Raw genomic sequence first — 16183 nt, 5'->3', positions numbered from 1 at the left:
ACAACAGAATGAAGATGACCACACGTCTGCTGCAAGCCGGTGTACTGGGCCTGTCCCTGCTGGCGACCAGCGTCATGGCTGCGGTTTCCGCCGATGAAGCAGCCAAGCTAGGCTCGACCCTAACGCCAATGGGGGCGGAGAAAGCCGGTAACGCCGATGGATCGATCGGCCCTTGGGAGCCGCTGTCGAAGTCCGCCGGAACGGTCGATGCCAAGGGTTTCCTCTCCGACCCCTATGGCAGCGAGAAACCGCTGTTCACCATCACCAAGCAGAACGCTGCCCAGTACAAGGACAAGCTTTCGCCTGGCCAGATGGCGATGCTCGAGCGCTACCCGGACACCTACAAGATCCCGGTGTACAAGACCCACCGCGGTTCCACCGTGCCTGACGATGTCTTCGCCGCGATCAAGGAAAACGCAACCAAGACCACGCTGGTCGGCGGGGGCAACGGCCTTGAAAACTTCCGCACCGCCATCCCGTTCCCGATTCCGAAGGATGGTGTGGAAGTGATCTGGAACCACATCACCCGCTACCGTGGTGGCAGTGTGACGCGCCTGGTCACGCAGGCCACCCCGCAGCAGAACGGCTCGTACAGCCTGGTGTACTTCAGGGACCAGTTCGTCTTCCGCGACAAGATGAAGGATTACGACCCGAGCAACCCAGGCAACATCCTGTTCTACTTCATGCAGGAAGTGACCGCGCCAGCGCGCCTGGCCGGTACCGTGCTGCTGGTCCACGAAACCCTCGACCAGGTCAAGGAACCGCGCAAGGCTTGGATCTACAACGCTGGCCAGCGCCGCGTGCGCCAGGCACCGCAAGTGTCGTACGACGGTCCGGGTACCGCCGCTGACGGCCTGCGTACGTCCGACAACCTGGACATGTTCAACGGCGCGCCAGACCGCTACGACTGGAAGCTCGAAGGCAAGAAGGAGATGTACATTGCCTCCAACGCCTACAAGCTCGATGACCCGAAGCTCAAGTACGCGGACATCATCAAGCCTGGCCACATCAACCAGGACCTGGCGCGTTACGAGCTGCGCCGTGTCTGGCACGTGGTCGCGACCCTCAAGCCTGGCCAGCGGCACATCTACGCCAAGCGTGACTTCTACATCGACGAGGACACCTGGCAAGCTGCGGTGATCGACCAGTACGACGGTCGTAACCAACTGTGGCGCGTCTCCGAGGCCCATGCCCAGCCGTACTACAACGTGCAGGTGCCGTGGTACACCCTCGAGGCCATCTACGACCTGCAATCGGGCCGCTACCTGGCCCTGGGCATGAAGAACGAAGAGAAGAGCGCCTACGACTTCGGCTTCAGTGCCAGCAAGGCCGACTTCCAGCCAGCCGCCCTGCGTCAGTCGGGTGTACGTTGAGCTGATTGTCACCCACTCCGTGTGATCCCCCAGAACGCCCCGGCTTGCCGGGGTGTTTCTGTTTTGGCGTGGGCTGAATCCGGCAGGGATTTTCCACCCTGCATTGATGACGAGATATCGACCCCGCTGATGTCGATCAGTCTTGTTTCGTTTTGTCGTAGTCTTTTTTGCCCAATTCGCCCCCATCATCTTCAATTGCGTGGCGTTTGCCGCTAGTCTCGCAAAGATCCGTACCGCCGAAGCCTTACAATCAGAACGAGCCGGCCATGACAGACCTGTCCCGTACGCATGGAGTTGCCAGTCAGGCCTTGGGCCTGCTGGACGGGCGTTTCTTCCGGCCTCCGCTGCCGGAGGCGCATGTACCCAGAGCGCGGTTGTGCCAGCGTTTGCAGGCAGGGCTCATGGGGCGTTTGTTGTTGGTCAACGCACCGGCGGGCTTCGGTAAAAGTTCACTTGCCATCGAGTACTGCCAGGAACTGCCTTCTCACTGGCGCAGCCTATGGCTCGGCCTGAGCCAACGCGACGCTGACCCCGGGCGTTTCCTTGAACGCCTGCTCGAAGGTCTCCAGCAGTTCTGCCCAGCCTTGGGCGGGCAGGCCCTCGGGTTGCTCAAGATGCGTCAGCGTCACCAGCCTTTCGCCTTCGAAGAGTGGCTTGATGGCCTGCTCGACGAGCTGGCGCTCTACCTGCAACCCGACACGCCCTTGCTGCTGGTACTCGACGACTACCACCTCGCACAGGGGCCGGTGCTCGATCGCTGCCTGCAATTTTTCCTCAATCACCTGCCACCCGGCCTGGTGCTGCTGGTCACCAGTCGCCAGCGCCCCGATTGGCACCTGGCTCGCCTGCGGCTGTCACGGCAACTGGTAGAGCTCAACGAGCAGGACTTGCGCCTCACTCCAGACGAAGCACTGGCCGTGATCGGCCGCCAGCCCACCGGTTTGCGTGGCCAGGCCCTCGACAATCTGATCCAGCGCAGCGATGGCTGGGTCGCCGGCCTGCGTTTCTGGCAGTTGGCGGCCAGCGAGTCCGGTGACGACAACGCCTTGCCCCAGGCCCTGCATGGCGGCGAGGGGCTGATCCGTGATTACCTGCTGGAGGAGGTCATCGACATGCTGCCTGCGCCAGTGCAGGCATTCCTCTATGACACCGCTTGCCAGGAGCGCTTCTGTTCTGAGCTGTGCGATGCCCTGCGCGAGCGCCATGACAGTGCAGATGTCTTGCGCTATTTGCAGGCCCACCAGGTATTCCTGGTGCCGCTCGACGAGCACGGGCGCTGGTTCCGCTATCACCATTTGTTCTCCGACCTGCTGCGTAGTCGCCAGGCGACCGAGCCATTGGCGGCGCTGCACCTGCGTGCGTGTCGTTGGTTCGAAGGGCAGGGGCTGCTCGATGAGGCCGTGGAGCAGGCGTTGCGAGCGGGCCACCTGGATGTGGCCGCCGACCTGGTACAAAGCCTGTCCGAGGAGCAACTGCTTGCTGAACAGAACGTCGGCATGCTGCTGCGCTGGAAAATGGACCTGCCCGACAGCCTGCTCATCAGCACGCCACGGCTGATCGTGCTGTACAGCTGGGCCTTGGGGCTTGCCTGCCAGTTGGACGCCGCCGAAGAGCTTGCGGGCTACCTCAGCCGTTTCCTGCCAGCACCATCGGCCACGGCCCAGAAGTCGATGCTGGCCCAATGGCTGGCGCTCAGTGGCGTCATCGCCCGTGGCCGTGGTGACCGTGAGCGCACCCAGGCGTACTGCGGCGAGGCGTTGCAAAGCCTGCCCTGCAAGCGTTATGGCCAGCGCCTGGTTTGCCTGTCCACACTGTCCAACCTGGCCATCGCCGATGGCGATTTCTGGCGTGCGCGTGGGTGGAACCGTGAGGCGCTGGAACTGGCCCAGCGGGTCGGCAACCCCTTGTTCGAAGCGTTGGCCCACTACGACCGGGCTCGGGTACTGCATGCCCGCGGCGAAGTGCTGAGGGCGCAGGATGAAGTGCGCCAGGGGCTGCTGCGGCTGCAAGGGTTGTCGGGGCAGCGCTTGTACGCCGTGCGCGCACGCCTCACCCTGTACGAAGGTTACCTGCTGGCAGCGCGTCTCCAGCCTGTCCAGGGGCGCGCCCGCTTGCGTGCGGGCCTCAGCGAGGCACGTAGCTGCCGCGATATCAGCGTGTTGATCGGCCATTGCGTGATCGCTTCGCTCGATGGTCGTGAAGGGCGCTTCGCCGAGGCATTCGCAGAGTTGGCCGAAGCTGAGCGGTTGATGCATATCTGGGACGTGCCGCCGATCTTCTACCTGGCCATGATCACCCTGGTGAAATGCGAACTGTGGCTGGCCCAGGGGCGGACGGACCTGGCCGAATCCTGGTTGATGCGTCTGGGGCAAACCTATGGCGGCGAGCAACCTGCGGCTGCCCCCGAGTTTCACCCGCTGCTGCCACTGCATATCGAACTGCAGCAAGCGTTGCTGGAGCGCGTGCTGGCTCGCCCACGCGAGGCGGAGGCACGTTTGCGCACATTGGTCGAGCGAGGCCAGGCCAGTGGCGGCATGACACTGGTGGTCAGTGCGTTGTGCCAGTTGATCGGCCTGTTGCTCGGTGAAGGCCGGGAGCCCGAGGCGGGCAGGTTGTTGCCCCAGGCACTTGAGGCGGCTCAAGGTGGTGCGCTACAGGCATTCCAGCGGTTGCTCGAGGATCAGCCCACCTGGTTGCGCGAACAACTGGTGGGCCAGCCCGCCAGCCCTGCACAGGTTGACCTGCTGGCGCGTCTCCCTGAGGCTCAGGCGAATGACCTCGGCGCTACCGAGGCGCTCAGTGGTCGTGAACTGGCTGTGCTGGAGCTGATTGCCCAGGGCTGCTCCAACCAGCAAATCAGTGAGCGCCTGTTCATCTCGTTGCACACGGTCAAGACCCACGCCAGCCATATCAATGGCAAGCTGGGTGTCGAGCGCCGCACCCAGGCCGTGGCCAGGGCCAAGTCCCTGGGGCTGCTGGCGTAACCCCACCTGCGTCATTCCAGGGCTCATCTTTCCCGACCCGCTGCCGATACAGGATTCGGCGCCATGCATCGTCGCGCGCCTTCTCCCCATTTCTTCGCATACAGGTCGTGTTGATGCTGCAGTACGGGCAAAAAAGCTTTCTGATCGTCGACGATTTCACCGACTTTCGCACCTCGACCCGCTCCATGCTGCGGGAGTTGGGCGTGCGCGACGTGGATACCGCGGACAGCGGCGAGCAGGCGCTGCGCATGTGCGGGCAAAAGCGCTACGACTTCATTCTCCAGGACTTCCACCTTGGCGATGGCAAGAAGAATGGCCAGCAGGTGCTCGAGGACCTGATCCTCGACAAGCTCATCAGCCATGAGTGCGTGTTCATCATGGTCACGGCCGAGAGCAGCCAGTCCATCGTACTTAGTGCCATTGAGCACGAACCCGATGCGTACCTGACCAAGCCTTTCAATCGGGTCGGCCTGGCCCAGCGGTTGGAAAAACTCACCCAGCGCAAGACACTGCTCAAACCGATCCTCCAGGCGCTCGACCGTTCTCGCCCGGCCGAAGTGCTCGCGGCTTGTGCAGAACTGTGCAAGAAGGATCCGCGCTTCGCCCCGTTGTGCCTGCGCTATCGCGCCGACGCACTGCGTGACCTGAACCGTTTCGAGGAACTCGAGAAATTCCTCAAGAGCATCCTCGCCAGCCGCCCACAGCCGTGGGTCTACGCCGCACTGGGCAACCTGTTGCACAAGCGCGGCCAGAGCGCCCAGGCCCAGGGCGTCTACGAGCAGGCGCTCAAGGCCTTCCCGATCATGCCCAACCTGTATGACGGCATGGCGGAGGTGCTGGTTGCCCAGGGTGAGACCCGGCGTGCCCAGCACATGCTTGAAGAAGCGGTGCGTCTGTCGCCACTCGCCGTGCGCCGACAGGCCGCCTTGGGCAAGCTGGCCCTGGACAACGCCGACTTCGAGAGTGCTTCGAAGGCCTTCCGCCACGCCGTGAACCAAGGGCAGAGCTCACGCTACAAGGATGCCGAAAGCAACCTGGGCCTGGTCCAGGCCCTCATGAACAAGAACGCCGGTAATGGTCTCGATGCCCGTACCCGCGTCGAAATCAACACCGTGCTCAGCGAAGTGGCCAAGGAGAACGTCGAGGACCAGGGCCTGCAGGTGCGCGCACGTTTGATGAAGGCCGCCAGTCTGCAACAGGCCGGTGACGCGGAAACCGCGGCCAAGCTTACCGAGCAGGCCATGCAGCGTCTGGACAAGATGGAGCAGTTCTTCTCGGTCGAAGCGGCGCTGACCGTGGCCAAGCAGTTGCAGCAGCTTGGCCAGGATGCGGCGGGCACCTCGATTCTCAAGGGGTGCGTGGAAACCTACGGCGATGATCCCAAGGTCATGCAGAGCGTGGCCAAGCTCACCGATGACCCCACGGTGCTCGGTGCCGTGACCGAGGCGGTGGATCTGAACCGTCAGGGCGTGCGCAGCTATCAGGGTGGGCAGCTCAACGAGGCGCTGGGCATGTTCCGCAAGGCGCTGTCGTTGCAGCCGAAGAACATCAGCATCGCCTTGAACACCGCCCAGGCGCTGTTGCGCATCGGTGGCGAGGCGCCGTCGCCCGCCGTCATGCAGGAGTGCCGTAACTGCTTGACCAGCGTGGCCGGTATTCCCGCCAGCGACAGCCGCTACGACCGCTACCGCAAATTGCACATCCGGGTGTTCGGCGCATGAACCAGGACAACCAGGGGCTGGATTTCTCCACGGTGATCGCCTCCACCGTGCATGACCTGAAGAACTCGCTCTCGGCGCTGACCCATGCCCACAGCCAATGGCTGGCGCGCCTGCCCGAAGAACTGCGCGGCGGCACCGAGCAAGGCGTGGTGGAGCACGAGCTCAGCCACCTGAACGGCATGTTGGTGCAGTTGCTGGGGCTGTACAAGCTGGGGGTCAACCAGCTTCCCATCTGCCCGGACTACCACGAGCTCGACGATTTCATCGAGGCTCAGCTGGCAGCCCAGGAAGAGGTGATCAAGCACCGCGACATCCTTGCGACCTGGCGTATCGAGACCGAAAGCCCGCTGGGGTTCTTCGACCGCGAACTGGTCGCCTCGGTCGTCGCCAACGTGCTCACCAACGCTATCCGCTACGCCGGCCATGCGCTGCTGATCAGCATCGAGGAGGAGGGTGAGCAACTGGTGATCAGCGTCAACGACGACGGCACCGGTTATCCACAGCGCATGCTCGAGCGTCAGCACGATTATGTGCAGGGTATCGATTCGCAGAGTGGCAGCACCGGGCTGGGGTTGTACTTCGCCGCGCGGATTGCCGCGTTGCACGAGCGCAACGGCGTGCGCGGGCGGATTGAAATCGCCAATGGCGGAGCGTTGGGCGGCGGGTTGTTTCGGTTGTACCTACCCTAAGTGATCTCATGCTGGCTTCTTGCGAATGTGTTGCTTGATGCTCCCAAATTAGATCTGAGTCCCGAGGCAGCGTAGGCGATTTCCCTTTCGAGCCAGGCGGGCTTTCTTTAAGGCTGGTCGAATGACAATGTAGATACTCCGTTTCTACATTTTTCTTGCCATCGCCGAGAGGGTTTCTACTATGTATCTACCTTGGGAGATACTTATGCAGATCAAGATTCAGCAATGGGGCAACAGCGCAGCTATTCGTCTTCCTGCGGCGGTGCTCAAGCAAATGCGTTTAGGGGTGGGTTCGACCTTGAACCTGGATACGGCCGGTGAAACGCTGGTGCTCAAACCGGTCAGATCGAAGCCCCGGTACACACTCGAAGAGTTGATGGCGCAGTGTGACCTGGATGCTCCCGAGCCAGCGGACATGGCCGACTGGAACGCCATGCGTCCGGTGGGGCGTGAGGTGTGAAACGCGTCAAGTTCGCCAGGGGCGATATCGTTCAGGTCAATCTCGATCCCACCGTCGGCAGAGAGCAGCAAGGCGCAGCACGGCCTGCGCTGGTGCTGACACCTGCCGCGTTCAATACCTCGGGGCTCGCAGTGATCGCACCTATCTCCCAAGGTGGTGATTTTGCACGGCATGCAGGTTTTGCAGTTACCCTCAGCGGCGCGGGTACGCAGACGCAAGGCGTCATGCTCTGCAACCAGATCCGCACGGTGGACCTCGAAGCCAGAAACGCCAAGCGTATCGAATCTGTTCCGGAAGTCGTGATTCTAGACGCGTTGGCGCGTGTTCAAACCCTCTTCGATTAATTGCCTGTAGTGTTTATTCATGGAAAATGCATCGGTAGCGCTCATCCGCGAAACCTTCCCCGTAGGCCCGTTGCAGTGCAACTGCACCCTGATCGGCGACCCCGTCACCAAGAAAGCCATCGTCGTCGACCCGGGCGGTGACGAGCAGAAGATCCTCGCCCGCCTGCAGCACCACGGCCTGACGCTAGTGAGCATCATCCACACCCACGCCCACTTCGATCATTTCCTCGCCTCCGGCAAGCTCAAGGCGCTGACCGGCGCCACATTGCACCTGCACAAGGCCGACCAGCCACTGTGGGACAACCTGGAGATGCAGTGCCAGATGTTCGGCATGCCCTTCACCCCCGTACCGTCGCCTGACCGCTGGCTGAGCGACGACGAAGAGCTGGCCTGCGGCTGCGGCGTGGCGCTGCACACCCCCGGGCACACGCCGGGCTCGATGAGCTTCTGGTTCGCCGAGCACAAGCTGCTGATCGCTGGCGATACCCTGTTCCGTCGGGGCGTGGGCCGTACCGATTTGTGGGGTGGCGATCAGCGGGCTATCGTTCGTTCCATCAAGGAACGCCTGTACCGCCTGGATGAAGAGGCCATCGTGGTGACCGGCCATGGCCCGGATACCCGCCTCGGCGACGAGATGCGCGAGAACCCGTTCGTGCGCGCCTGAGGTTTCATGGAATTTTTTCGCTGCGCTGCAATCCAAGGCTGGCACAGATCCGTGAGTGATCCGCCGCACTTTTGAATTTCAGTAGGAGCTTGTCCATGTTCACCATGCGTTGTCTGATTATCGTCGCTACCGCCGCTGCCCTGATGTCCGGTTGTGCCAGCCCCAACCCGTATGACAACCAAGGCCAGTCGCAGGAATCCACAGGGATGAGCAAAACCGCCAAGTACGGTGGGCTGGGTGCGCTGGCCGGCGCCATCGCCGGTGCCGCCATCGACCACAACAACCGTGGCAAGGGCGCGCTGATCGGCGCCGCCGCGGTGGGCGCCGCCGCTGCCGGCTATGGCTACTACGCCGACAAGCAGGAAGCCGAGCTGCGTGCGAAGATGGCCAACACCGGCGTCGAAGTGCAGCGCCAGGGTGACCAGATCAAGCTGATCATGCCGGGCAACATCACCTTCGCCACTGACTCGGCGAACATCTCCCCAAGCTTCTATTCGCCGCTGAACAACCTCGCCAACTCGTTCAAGCAGTTCAACCAGAACACCATCGAGGTGGTCGGCTTCACCGACAGCACCGGCAGCCGCCAGCACAACATGGACCTGTCGCAGCGTCGCGCCCAGGCGGTCAGCAGCTACCTGACCTCGCAGGGGGTGGATGCTTCGCGGGTTAGCGTACGCGGCATGGGCCCGGACCAGCCGATCGCCAGCAACGCCGATGCCAATGGCCGTGCGCAGAACCGTCGGGTCGAGGTCAACCTGAAGCCGATCCCGGGCCAGCAGTATGACCAGCAGGGTACCGTTCAGCAGTACCCCTAAGTCGCCAAAACGTTGAGCCGGTGGGGCCGCTTCGCAGCCCATCGCGGGTAAACCCGCTCCTACAGGTACAGTACAAACCTCAAGGCTTGCGCTGTACCTGTAGGAGCGGGTTTACCCGCGATGGGGCGCGTAGCGGCCCCATCTGCATTCAGCGCACGGTGCTGGCCTGAATGGCCGTCAGCGCGATGGTATGCACGATATCGTCCACCTGCGCCCCGCGCGGCAGGTCGTTGACCGGTTTGCGCAACCCCTGGAGCATCGGCCCGAGGCTGACGCAGTCGGCGCTGCGTTGCACGGCCTTGTGGGTGGTGTTGCCGGTGTTCAGGTCGGGGAACACGAACACTGTGGCGCGTCCAGCTACGGGGCTCGATGGCGCCAGCTGGCGGGCGATCTCGGGGTTGGCGGCAGCGTCGTACTGCAGCGGCCCGTCGATCAGCAGGTCGTGCTCGGCCTGCTGCGCCAGGCGCGTGGCCTCGCGCACTTTTTCTACCTCTTCGTCACTGGCCGCCGAGTCGCTGGAATAGCTGAGCATCGCCACCCGTGGCACGATGCCGAACGACTCGGCCGATTCGGCGCTCTGCCGGGCGATCTCGGCCAGCTCGGCAGCGCTGGGGTGCGGGTTCATCACGCAATCGCCATACACCAGCACCTGGTCGGGGAACAGCATGAAGAACACCGACGACACCAGGCTGGCGCCCGGTGCGGTCTTGATCAGTTGCAGGGCCGGGCGGATGGTGTTGGCGGTGGAGTGCACCAGGCCCGAGACCAGGCCATCGACCTCGCCCAGGGCGAGCATCATGGTGGCGATCACCACCGGGTCCTCGAGTTGCTGCTCGGCCATTGGTGCGTTGAGGTTCTTGCTCTTGCGCAGCTCGACCATGGGCTCGACATAACGGCCGCGAATCAGCTCCGGATCCAGCACCTCCAGGTCGGGCGGCAGGATGATGCCTTGGGCCCTGGCGACGGCTTCCACCGCCTCCGGCTTGGCCAGCAGCACGCAGCGGGCGATGCCGCGCGCCTGGCACAGCGCGGCGGCCTGGACCAGCAACGGCTCGGCGCCTTCGGGCAGGACGATACGCTTGTTGGCCTGCTGGGCGCGCTGGATCAACTGGTAGCGGAACACCGCTGGAGACAGGCGCAGCTCACGGGGCGTGCCGCAGCGCTGATGCAACCAGTCGGCGTCCAGGTGGCTGGCGACGAAGTCGGTGATGAACTCGGCGCGCTCACGGTCATCCACCGGGATTTCGCGGTTCAGCGAGTTGAGCTGGTTGGCGGTGTCGTAGGAGCCGGTGCTCACCGACAGAATCGGCAGACCGGCCTGCAAGGCGCCGCGGCACAGGCCAAGGATGCGCGGATCGGGTTTGCTGTCGCTGGTCAGCAGCAGGCCGGCCAAGGGCACGCCGTTGATCGCCGCGAGGCTCACCGCGAGGATGATGTCGTCGCGATCGCCCGGGGTCACCACCAGCGTGCCGGAGGTCAGCAGCGGCACCGTATTGGCCACGGTGCGCGCGCAGATGATGATCTTGTTCATGCGCCGCTGTTCGTAGTCACCGGCGTTGAGCACCTGGGCACCCAGCAGTTCGGCGACATCGCGGGTGCGCGGTGCATTGAGGTCGGCCTGGTAGGGGATGCAACCCAGCAGGCGGAAGTCGTTGCCGCGCAGCAGCGGCGAGTGCTCGCGCAGGCGCGTGGCGAAGTCGGCCATGCTTTCGTCGGTGCGCACCTTGTTGAGGATCACCCCCAGCACCTTCGGGTCGCGTGGGCCACCAAACAGCTGGGCCTGCAGTTCGACCCGGCCGGACAGCTCGCTCAGCACTTCGTTTTCCGGCGCTGATACCAGGATCACCTCGGCATCCAGGCTCTTGGCCAGGTGCAGGTTGACCCGCGCCGCGTAGCTGGCGTGCCGGGTCGGCACCATGCCTTCCACGACCACCACGTCCTTGCCGACGCAGGCTTGCTGGTAGAGGCGGATGATCTCCTCGAGCAGTTCGTCCAGTTGCCCGTCGCCGAGCATACGCTCGACATGGGCCAGGCTCAGCGGGGTGGGCGGCTTGATGCCATGGGTGCGGGCAACCAGTTCGCTGGAGCGCTCCGGGCCGGTATCGCCGGGATGCGGTTGGGCGATCGGCTTGAAGAAGCCGACCTTGAGCCCGGCGCGTTCCAGGGTGCGGACCAGGCCCAGGCTGATGGAGGTCAGGCCGACACCAAAGTCGGTCGGCGCGATGAAAAATGTCTGCATGCGTGCTTCTCGAAATAAGCGGTGCAAGGAATTCAATGGCCAAGGGTAGCGCTAACGGCACCCTGGGCGCACCAGCCGCAGGCAAATGCCTGGCCGACCCGTTGCGCACGCTGGGCAGGGTCGAGCACCCAGGGGCGCGATTGCCAGGGGGGCTGGTGGCGCAGGTGCTGGGTGTGGCCGCAGGACAGATCGGCCACCCAGTGGCCTTCCTCGTCCTGGTGAAAGCCGAGGATCTGACTGACGGGCGATTGTTCGTCCATGGCGCGTTCGCAATCGGACGATGCCTTGGTTACACTTCCCGGTTCTACATTCTTTTGCAAAAGGTCTTGCCCCATGCTGATCGCCGCCAACAAGGCTGTCTCCATCGACTATACCCTGACCAACGACGCTGGTGAGGTCATCGACAGCTCCGCCGGTGGTGCGCCGCTGGTCTACCTGCACGGTGCCGGAAACATCATCCCGGGCCTGGAAAAAGCCCTGGAAGGCAAACAGGCCGGTGACGAACTGACCGTTGCCATCGAACCGGAAGACGCCTACGGCGAATACTCCGCCGAACTGGTCAGCACCCTGAGCAGCAGCCTGTTCGAAGGCGTCGACAAGCTGGAAGTCGGCATGCAGTTCCACGCCTCGGCGCCGGACGGCCAGATGCAGATCGTCACCATCCGCGACATCGACGGCGACGACGTGACCGTCGACGGCAACCACCCGCTGGCTGGCCAGCGCCTTAACTTCAAGGTCAAGGTCGTTGACGTGCGTGACGCCAGCGAAGAAGAAATCGCTCACCGTCACATCCACGGTGAAGGTGGCCATCACCACTGATTTTCTGCGCTAAGCTCAGAGAGTCGCCAGGCGCTCGGGCAAGCCGGACTTGCCCTCCTCGGGAGGGTAGACGGTTTGACCGCGCGCCTTTTTAGTGGGCGGGATTCGCCCCCAGCGGCAAATGGGAACCTGAGAGGGGAATCAACATGAGTGCATTTCACGACCTGACGTTGCAGGCGCTGGATGGCAAGGAGCTGCCCCTTGCACCGTTCAAGGGCCAGGTGGTGCTGGTGGTCAATGTTGCGTCCAAGTGTGGCCTGACGCCGCAGTACGCTTCGCTGGAAAAGCTCCATCAGCAGTTCAAGGGCAAGGGGTTCAACGTGCTCGGCCTGCCGTGCAACCAGTTTGCCGGGCAGGAGCCTGGGAGCGAAAAAGAGATCAACGATTTCTGCCGCCTCAACTATGGCGTGAGCTTCCCGATGGGGGCCAAGCTCGAGGTCAACGGCCCGCATCGTCACTCGCTGTATCGCTTGCTGGCGGGCGAAGGCGCCGAATTCCCGGGTGACATCACCTGGAATTTCGAGAAGTTCCTGGTGGGCAAAGATGGCCGTGTGCTGGCGCGTTTCGCGCCACGGACCGCGCCGGACGATCCGACCGTGCTGCAGGCGATCGAGAAGGCGCTGGCCTGAACAGCCCGAGGGGCCGCCGAGCGGCCCCTGCAATCTCTCGCGATACCCCGCAATCACTCAAATCAATGATGCTGTGCCCGCCACCAGGCTCCCCCTACTCTTTGGCGCAATTCCTCACCCGTCGGGAGCGCCGCATGTCCAGCAACCCTCTGTTCCAGCCCTTCACCCTTGGCTCCCTCGACTTGCCGACCCGCGTGGTCATGGCGCCAATGACCCGTACCTTCTCGCCGGGCGGCGTGCCCCATGACGGGGTGGTCGAGTACTACCGCCGCCGCGCCGCCGCCGGCGTTGGGTTGATCATCACCGAAGGCACCACGGTCGGCCACCTGGCCGCCAATGGCTACCCCAACGTGCCGCGCTTTCACGGCGAGGATGCCCTGGCGGGCTGGAAGAAGGTGGTCGACGCGGTGCACGCCGAAGGCGGGCGCATCGTGCCGCAGCTGTGGCATGTGGGCAGCGTGCGCCGTCTGGGCACCGAGCCGGACGGCAGCGTGCCGGGCTATGGCCCGAGTGGCAAGGAGAAGGATGGCAAGGTGGTGGTCCACGGCATGACCCACGAGGATATCCATGACGTCATCGCAGCCTTTGCCCAGGCTGCCCGTGACGCCCAGGCCATCGGCATGGACGGCGTGGAGATCCACGGCGCCCACGGTTATCTGATCGACCAGTTCTTCTGGGAGGCCAGCAACCGTCGTGATGACGAATATGGTGGCGATTTGGCCAGTCGTTCACGTTTCGCCATCGAGCTGATCCAGGCCGTGCGCGAAGCGGTCGGCCCGGACTTCCCGATCATCTTCCGCTTCTCGCAATGGAAACAGCAGGACTACAACGCGCGTCTGGTGGAGACGCCCGAAGCCCTGGCGGCCTTCCTCAAGCCGCTGTCCGAAGCGGGTGTGGACATCTTCCACTGCTCCACGCGTCGCTTCTGGGAGCCGGAGTTCGCCGGCAGCGAGCTGAACCTGGCCGGCTGGACCCGCCAGCTCACTGGCAAGCCGACCATCACCGTGGGCAGTGTCGGGCTGGACGGCGAGTTCCTGCAATTCATGGTCGACACCGACAAGGTGGCCAAGCCGGCCAGCCTGGAAGGGTTGCTGCGCAGGCTCGAGGACGAGGAGTTCGATCTGGTGGCCGTGGGCCGGGCCCTGCTGGTGGACGCGCAGTGGGCGCAGAAGGTGCGCGACGGGCGTGAAGCCGACGTGCTGCCGTTCAGCCGTGAGGCACTGACGAGCCTGGCTTGATTGCCAGCGTGGCGGCAGGAACTCCGCTTCCTGCCATCGCGCCACGCAGGTAACCCTCGAACTGCTCGACGATGGCCGGCCAGCCCTGGCGGCTGGCATGCTGCCGGGCATTGAGGCGTACCCGGCGCAGGGTTTCGCCTTCCTCGAGCAGCCAACAGGCGGCATCGATGAAGGCGGCCTGGTCGCCGGGCATGGCCAGGGCGCCGCTGTGGCCGTGGCGGATGTGCTGGGCGGCGGCGGCTTCGTCGTAGGCGACCACCGCCAACCCCGAGGCCAGGGCCTCCAGCACCACATTGCCAAAGGTCTCGGTGAGGCTGGGGAACAGGAACAGATCCCCGCTGGCATAGTGCTCGGCCAGCGCCTCGCCACGCTGCGCACCACAGAACACCGCCTGCGGCAGTTGCTGTTCCAGGCTCGCACGCTGTGGTCCGTCGCCCACCACGATCAGGCGCAGGCGCTTTTGTGGATAACTGCTTGCCAACGCTTCCAGGCAAGGGCGCAGCAGGGCCAGGTTCTTTTCCGGGGCCAGGCGCCCGACGTGCAGCACGGCGATGTCATCCGCGCCCAGGCCCCACTGTTCACGCAGCGTCTGGTTGCGCCGGGCCGGGTTGAACAGACCGGCATCGACGCCACGGGCCATCAGGCCCAGCCGCTCGAAGCCGCGTCGTTCCAGTTCCAGCCGTTGGCTGGCGCTGGGGACCAGGGTGATGGCGGTGCGCCGGTGGAACCAGCGCAGGTAGTGGGTGAGCATCCGCGCCAGCAGGCCCAGGCCGTATTGCCCGGAGTACTGCGGGAAGTTGGTGTGGAAGCCGCTGACCACGGCGATCCCCAGGCGTCGGGCGGCGCGCAGCGCGCTCAGGCCAAGCGGGCCTTCGGTGGCGATGTACAGCACATCCGGCCGCTGCCGGCGCCAACGGCGCAGCAGGCGGTGCATCGACACTTCGCCCCATTGCAACCCGGGATAACCGGGTAACGGCCAGCCTCGGCAAAGCAGCAGCGTTTCATCAGGTACACCCGCGGTGTCACCCGCCTGGCGTGGACGGACGATTTCCACCTGATGGCCCCGTTGCCGCAGCCCGTCACTCAGGCGGCCAAGGGTGTTGGCCACACCGTTGATCTCGGGTGGAAAGGTTTCGCTGACCAGGGTGATGCGCAGGGACGGTGTATTCATGACAAAAAGTTTCCGATGCCCCGATTGCGCTCATATGACGCCTTTGTGACGTGCAGATGACGCCTGATTTCCGGCGATTTCAGGCCAATGAATAATTCCTTGCAGGATGCTCAAGAACTGCATGGCCGCAGCCGATGCAGAGGCATTCGTCTACGGGAATTCGCTCCAGGAGAGCGGTCATGTTCAACAGCAAACTGAAGAAAGAAATCCAGCAACTGCGCGAAGAGTTGATGTCCATCGAGCAGGTCAAGAACAGCCTCGACAGCGAGATGCTGGTGCTCCAGCTCGATCCCCAGGGCCGTATCGAGTCGGTCAACGGCAATTTCGAGACCGAGATGCTCTACCGCGCCGAACAGCTGGTCGGGCGCAACATCGAGGATATCGTCCCGCCCCACGTGAAGAAGCTCGACTTCTACCAACGCATGAAGCACGCGATCACCCGTGGCGAGCACCTCAACGGTGCCTTCCGTCTGCTGCGTGGCAATGGCGAGGAAGCCTGGTTGCGCTCGATCCTGCAGCCGGTCAAGAACAGCGAAGGGCGGATCAAGTACTTCTCGCTGCATTCCAGCGACCTGACCCGCACCATCGAGACTTCCCGCGAGCATGAGAGCCTGATCAAGGCACTGATGCGCTCCACCGCGGTGATCGAGTTCAACCTCGATGGCCAGGTGATCACCGCCAACGACCGCTTCCTGCAGACCATGGGCTACAACCTGGAGCAGGTGCGCGGCAAACACCACCGCATGTTCTGCGAGCCGGAAGAGGCTGGTTCGGTCGGCTACCAGCAGTTCTGGGACAAGCTGCGCCGTGGCGAGTATGTCGCGGACCGCTTCAAGCGCATCGATGCACACGGTCGGGTGGTGTGGCTGGAGGCCTCGTACAACCCGATCATCGACGCCCACGACGTGCTCTACAAAGTGGTCAAGTTCGCCACGGTGATCACCGACCAGGTCAACCAGGAGCTGGCCGTGGCCCAGGCGGCGGACATCGCCTACACCACCTCCCTGGAAACCGACAGCAGCGCACGCAAGGCCACC

14 protein-coding genes and 1 pseudogene are annotated in these 16183 nt (G+C 63.7%); 12 read left to right on the top strand and 3 right to left on the bottom strand.

All coding sequences use genetic code 11. The features are described from left to right. Nucleotides 1-8 precede the first annotated feature (8 nt). The 8 genes from NGM28_RS11805 to NGM28_RS11770 all read left to right on the top strand — a co-directional run bounded on the left by NGM28_RS11805 (nt 9) and on the right by NGM28_RS11770 (nt 9050). Complete coding sequence (locus tag NGM28_RS11805; RefSeq protein WP_213659604.1) at nt 9-1373, top strand: DUF1329 domain-containing protein; 1365 nt, start codon at nt 9-11, stop codon at nt 1371-1373. A 266-nt stretch (nt 1374-1639) separates the two neighbouring features. Then, nucleotides 1640-4357: a winged helix-turn-helix domain-containing protein gene (locus tag NGM28_RS11800; protein ID WP_240066303.1), complete on the top strand. Its 2718-nt coding sequence runs from the start codon at nt 1640-1642 to the stop codon at nt 4355-4357. A gap of 113 nt (nt 4358-4470) precedes the next feature. Beyond that, nucleotides 4471-6078 carry a tetratricopeptide repeat-containing response regulator gene (locus NGM28_RS11795; protein WP_252090250.1) on the top strand — a complete coding sequence of 536 codons (1608 nt, stop codon included), beginning with the start codon at nt 4471-4473 and terminating at the stop codon, nt 6076-6078. Further along, nucleotides 6075-6767, top strand: a complete 693-nt coding sequence (locus NGM28_RS11790; protein ID WP_240066305.1) for a sensor histidine kinase — start codon at nt 6075-6077, stop codon at nt 6765-6767. The genes NGM28_RS11795 and NGM28_RS11790 overlap by 4 nt, the downstream gene beginning before the upstream one ends. A gap of 181 nt (nt 6768-6948) precedes the next feature. Beyond that, on the top strand, nt 6949-7227 hold the full coding sequence (locus NGM28_RS11785) for an AbrB/MazE/SpoVT family DNA-binding domain-containing protein (RefSeq protein WP_252090248.1): 279 nt from the start codon (nt 6949-6951) through the stop codon (nt 7225-7227). Beyond that, nucleotides 7224-7571 (top strand): type II toxin-antitoxin system ChpB family toxin, encoded by a 348-nt coding sequence (locus NGM28_RS11780; RefSeq protein ID WP_252090246.1) that lies wholly within the window; start codon nt 7224-7226, stop codon nt 7569-7571. Before NGM28_RS11785 ends, NGM28_RS11780 begins: the two co-directional genes overlap by 4 nt. 19 nt (nt 7572-7590) lie before the next feature. Continuing rightward, the gene (locus tag NGM28_RS11775) at nt 7591-8235 is read left to right on the top strand and encodes an MBL fold metallo-hydrolase (protein WP_240066308.1); all 645 of its coding nucleotides are present in this window, start codon (nt 7591-7593) and stop codon (nt 8233-8235) included. Nucleotides 8236-8330: 95 nt separating this feature from the next. Further along, a complete protein-coding gene (locus NGM28_RS11770) occupies nt 8331-9050 on the top strand; it encodes a YiaD family glycine zipper/OmpA-like lipoprotein (protein ID WP_252090244.1) in 720 nt (239 codons plus the stop codon). 148 nt (nt 9051-9198) lie between these two features. Here the strand turns inward: NGM28_RS11770 and pta are convergent, their stop codons facing one another. Together pta and NGM28_RS11760 are read right to left on the bottom strand one after the other, a co-directional pair. After that, complete coding sequence (gene pta / locus NGM28_RS11765; RefSeq protein WP_240066310.1) at nt 9199-11289, bottom strand: phosphate acetyltransferase; 2091 nt, start codon at nt 11287-11289, stop codon at nt 9199-9201. A gap of 32 nt (nt 11290-11321) precedes the next feature. Beyond that, nucleotides 11322-11624, bottom strand: a complete 303-nt coding sequence (locus NGM28_RS11760) for a DUF3565 domain-containing protein (protein WP_240066311.1) — start codon at nt 11622-11624, stop codon at nt 11322-11324. On the opposite strand from NGM28_RS11760, the gene NGM28_RS11755 reads away from it, so the two are divergent. The 3 genes from NGM28_RS11755 (at nt 11623) to NGM28_RS11745 (ending at nt 13975) form a co-directional block, all read left to right on the top strand. Beyond that, a complete protein-coding gene (locus NGM28_RS11755; RefSeq protein ID WP_213659612.1) occupies nt 11623-12108 on the top strand; it encodes an FKBP-type peptidyl-prolyl cis-trans isomerase in 486 nt (161 codons plus the stop codon). The two genes, NGM28_RS11760 and NGM28_RS11755, sit on opposite strands and share 2 nt — an antisense overlap. A 146-nt stretch (nt 12109-12254) precedes the next feature. Further along, nucleotides 12255-12737 (top strand): glutathione peroxidase, encoded by a 483-nt coding sequence (locus NGM28_RS11750; RefSeq protein ID WP_011532251.1) that lies wholly within the window; start codon nt 12255-12257, stop codon nt 12735-12737. 134 nt (nt 12738-12871) lie between these two features. Beyond that, nucleotides 12872-13975 (top strand): NADH:flavin oxidoreductase, encoded by a 1104-nt coding sequence (locus tag NGM28_RS11745; protein WP_252090242.1) that lies wholly within the window; start codon nt 12872-12874, stop codon nt 13973-13975. Here the strand turns inward: NGM28_RS11745 and NGM28_RS11740 are convergent. Next, nucleotides 13944-15146 carry a glycosyltransferase family 4 protein gene (locus NGM28_RS11740; RefSeq protein WP_240066313.1) on the bottom strand — a complete coding sequence of 401 codons (1203 nt, stop codon included), beginning with the start codon at nt 15144-15146 and terminating at the stop codon, nt 13944-13946. The two genes, NGM28_RS11745 and NGM28_RS11740, sit on opposite strands and share 32 nt — an antisense overlap. Nucleotides 15147-15280: 134 nt before the next feature. Here NGM28_RS11740 and NGM28_RS28960 point away from each other — a divergent pair. Further along, nucleotides 15281-16048, top strand: a pseudogene (locus NGM28_RS28960) (PAS domain-containing protein); the annotation flags it as partial. Nucleotides 16049-16183: the final 135 nt, after the last annotated feature.

It is taken from the genome of Pseudomonas sp. MWU13-3659, assembly GCF_023757525.1.
Lineage (GTDB): Bacteria > Pseudomonadota > Gammaproteobacteria > Pseudomonadales > Pseudomonadaceae > Aquipseudomonas > Aquipseudomonas entomophila_E.
Note: the sequence above shows the minus strand (reverse complement) of the source record. Positions and strands in the feature narration are given on the sequence as shown.

Bases quoted from the DNA above. Each gene is read 5' to 3' on its own strand.
- NGM28_RS11770 (WP_252090244.1), top strand. From the start codon at position 8,331: ATGTTCACCATGCGTTGTCTGATTATCGTCGCTACCGCCGCTGCCCTG.
- NGM28_RS11805 (WP_213659604.1), top strand. From the start codon at position 9: ATGAAGATGACCACACGTCTGCTGCAAGCCGGTGTACTGGGCCTGTCC.
- NGM28_RS11775 (WP_240066308.1), top strand. From the start codon at position 7,591: ATGGAAAATGCATCGGTAGCGCTCATCCGCGAAACCTTCCCCGTAGGC.
- NGM28_RS11750 (WP_011532251.1), top strand. From the start codon at position 12,255: ATGAGTGCATTTCACGACCTGACGTTGCAGGCGCTGGATGGCAAGGAG.
- NGM28_RS11760 (WP_240066311.1), bottom strand. From the start codon at position 11,624: ATGGGGCAAGACCTTTTGCAAAAGAATGTAGAACCGGGAAGTGTAACC.
- NGM28_RS11785 (WP_252090248.1), top strand. From the start codon at position 6,949: ATGTATCTACCTTGGGAGATACTTATGCAGATCAAGATTCAGCAATGG.
- NGM28_RS11740 (WP_240066313.1), bottom strand. From the start codon at position 15,146: ATGAATACACCGTCCCTGCGCATCACCCTGGTCAGCGAAACCTTTCCA.
- NGM28_RS11800 (WP_240066303.1), top strand. From the start codon at position 1,640: ATGACAGACCTGTCCCGTACGCATGGAGTTGCCAGTCAGGCCTTGGGC.
- NGM28_RS11745 (WP_252090242.1), top strand. From the start codon at position 12,872: ATGTCCAGCAACCCTCTGTTCCAGCCCTTCACCCTTGGCTCCCTCGAC.
- pta (WP_240066310.1), bottom strand. From the start codon at position 11,289: ATGCAGACATTTTTCATCGCGCCGACCGACTTTGGTGTCGGCCTGACC.
- NGM28_RS11795 (WP_252090250.1), top strand. From the start codon at position 4,471: ATGCTGCAGTACGGGCAAAAAAGCTTTCTGATCGTCGACGATTTCACC.
- NGM28_RS11755 (WP_213659612.1), top strand. From the start codon at position 11,623: ATGCTGATCGCCGCCAACAAGGCTGTCTCCATCGACTATACCCTGACC.
- NGM28_RS11790 (WP_240066305.1), top strand. From the start codon at position 6,075: ATGAACCAGGACAACCAGGGGCTGGATTTCTCCACGGTGATCGCCTCC.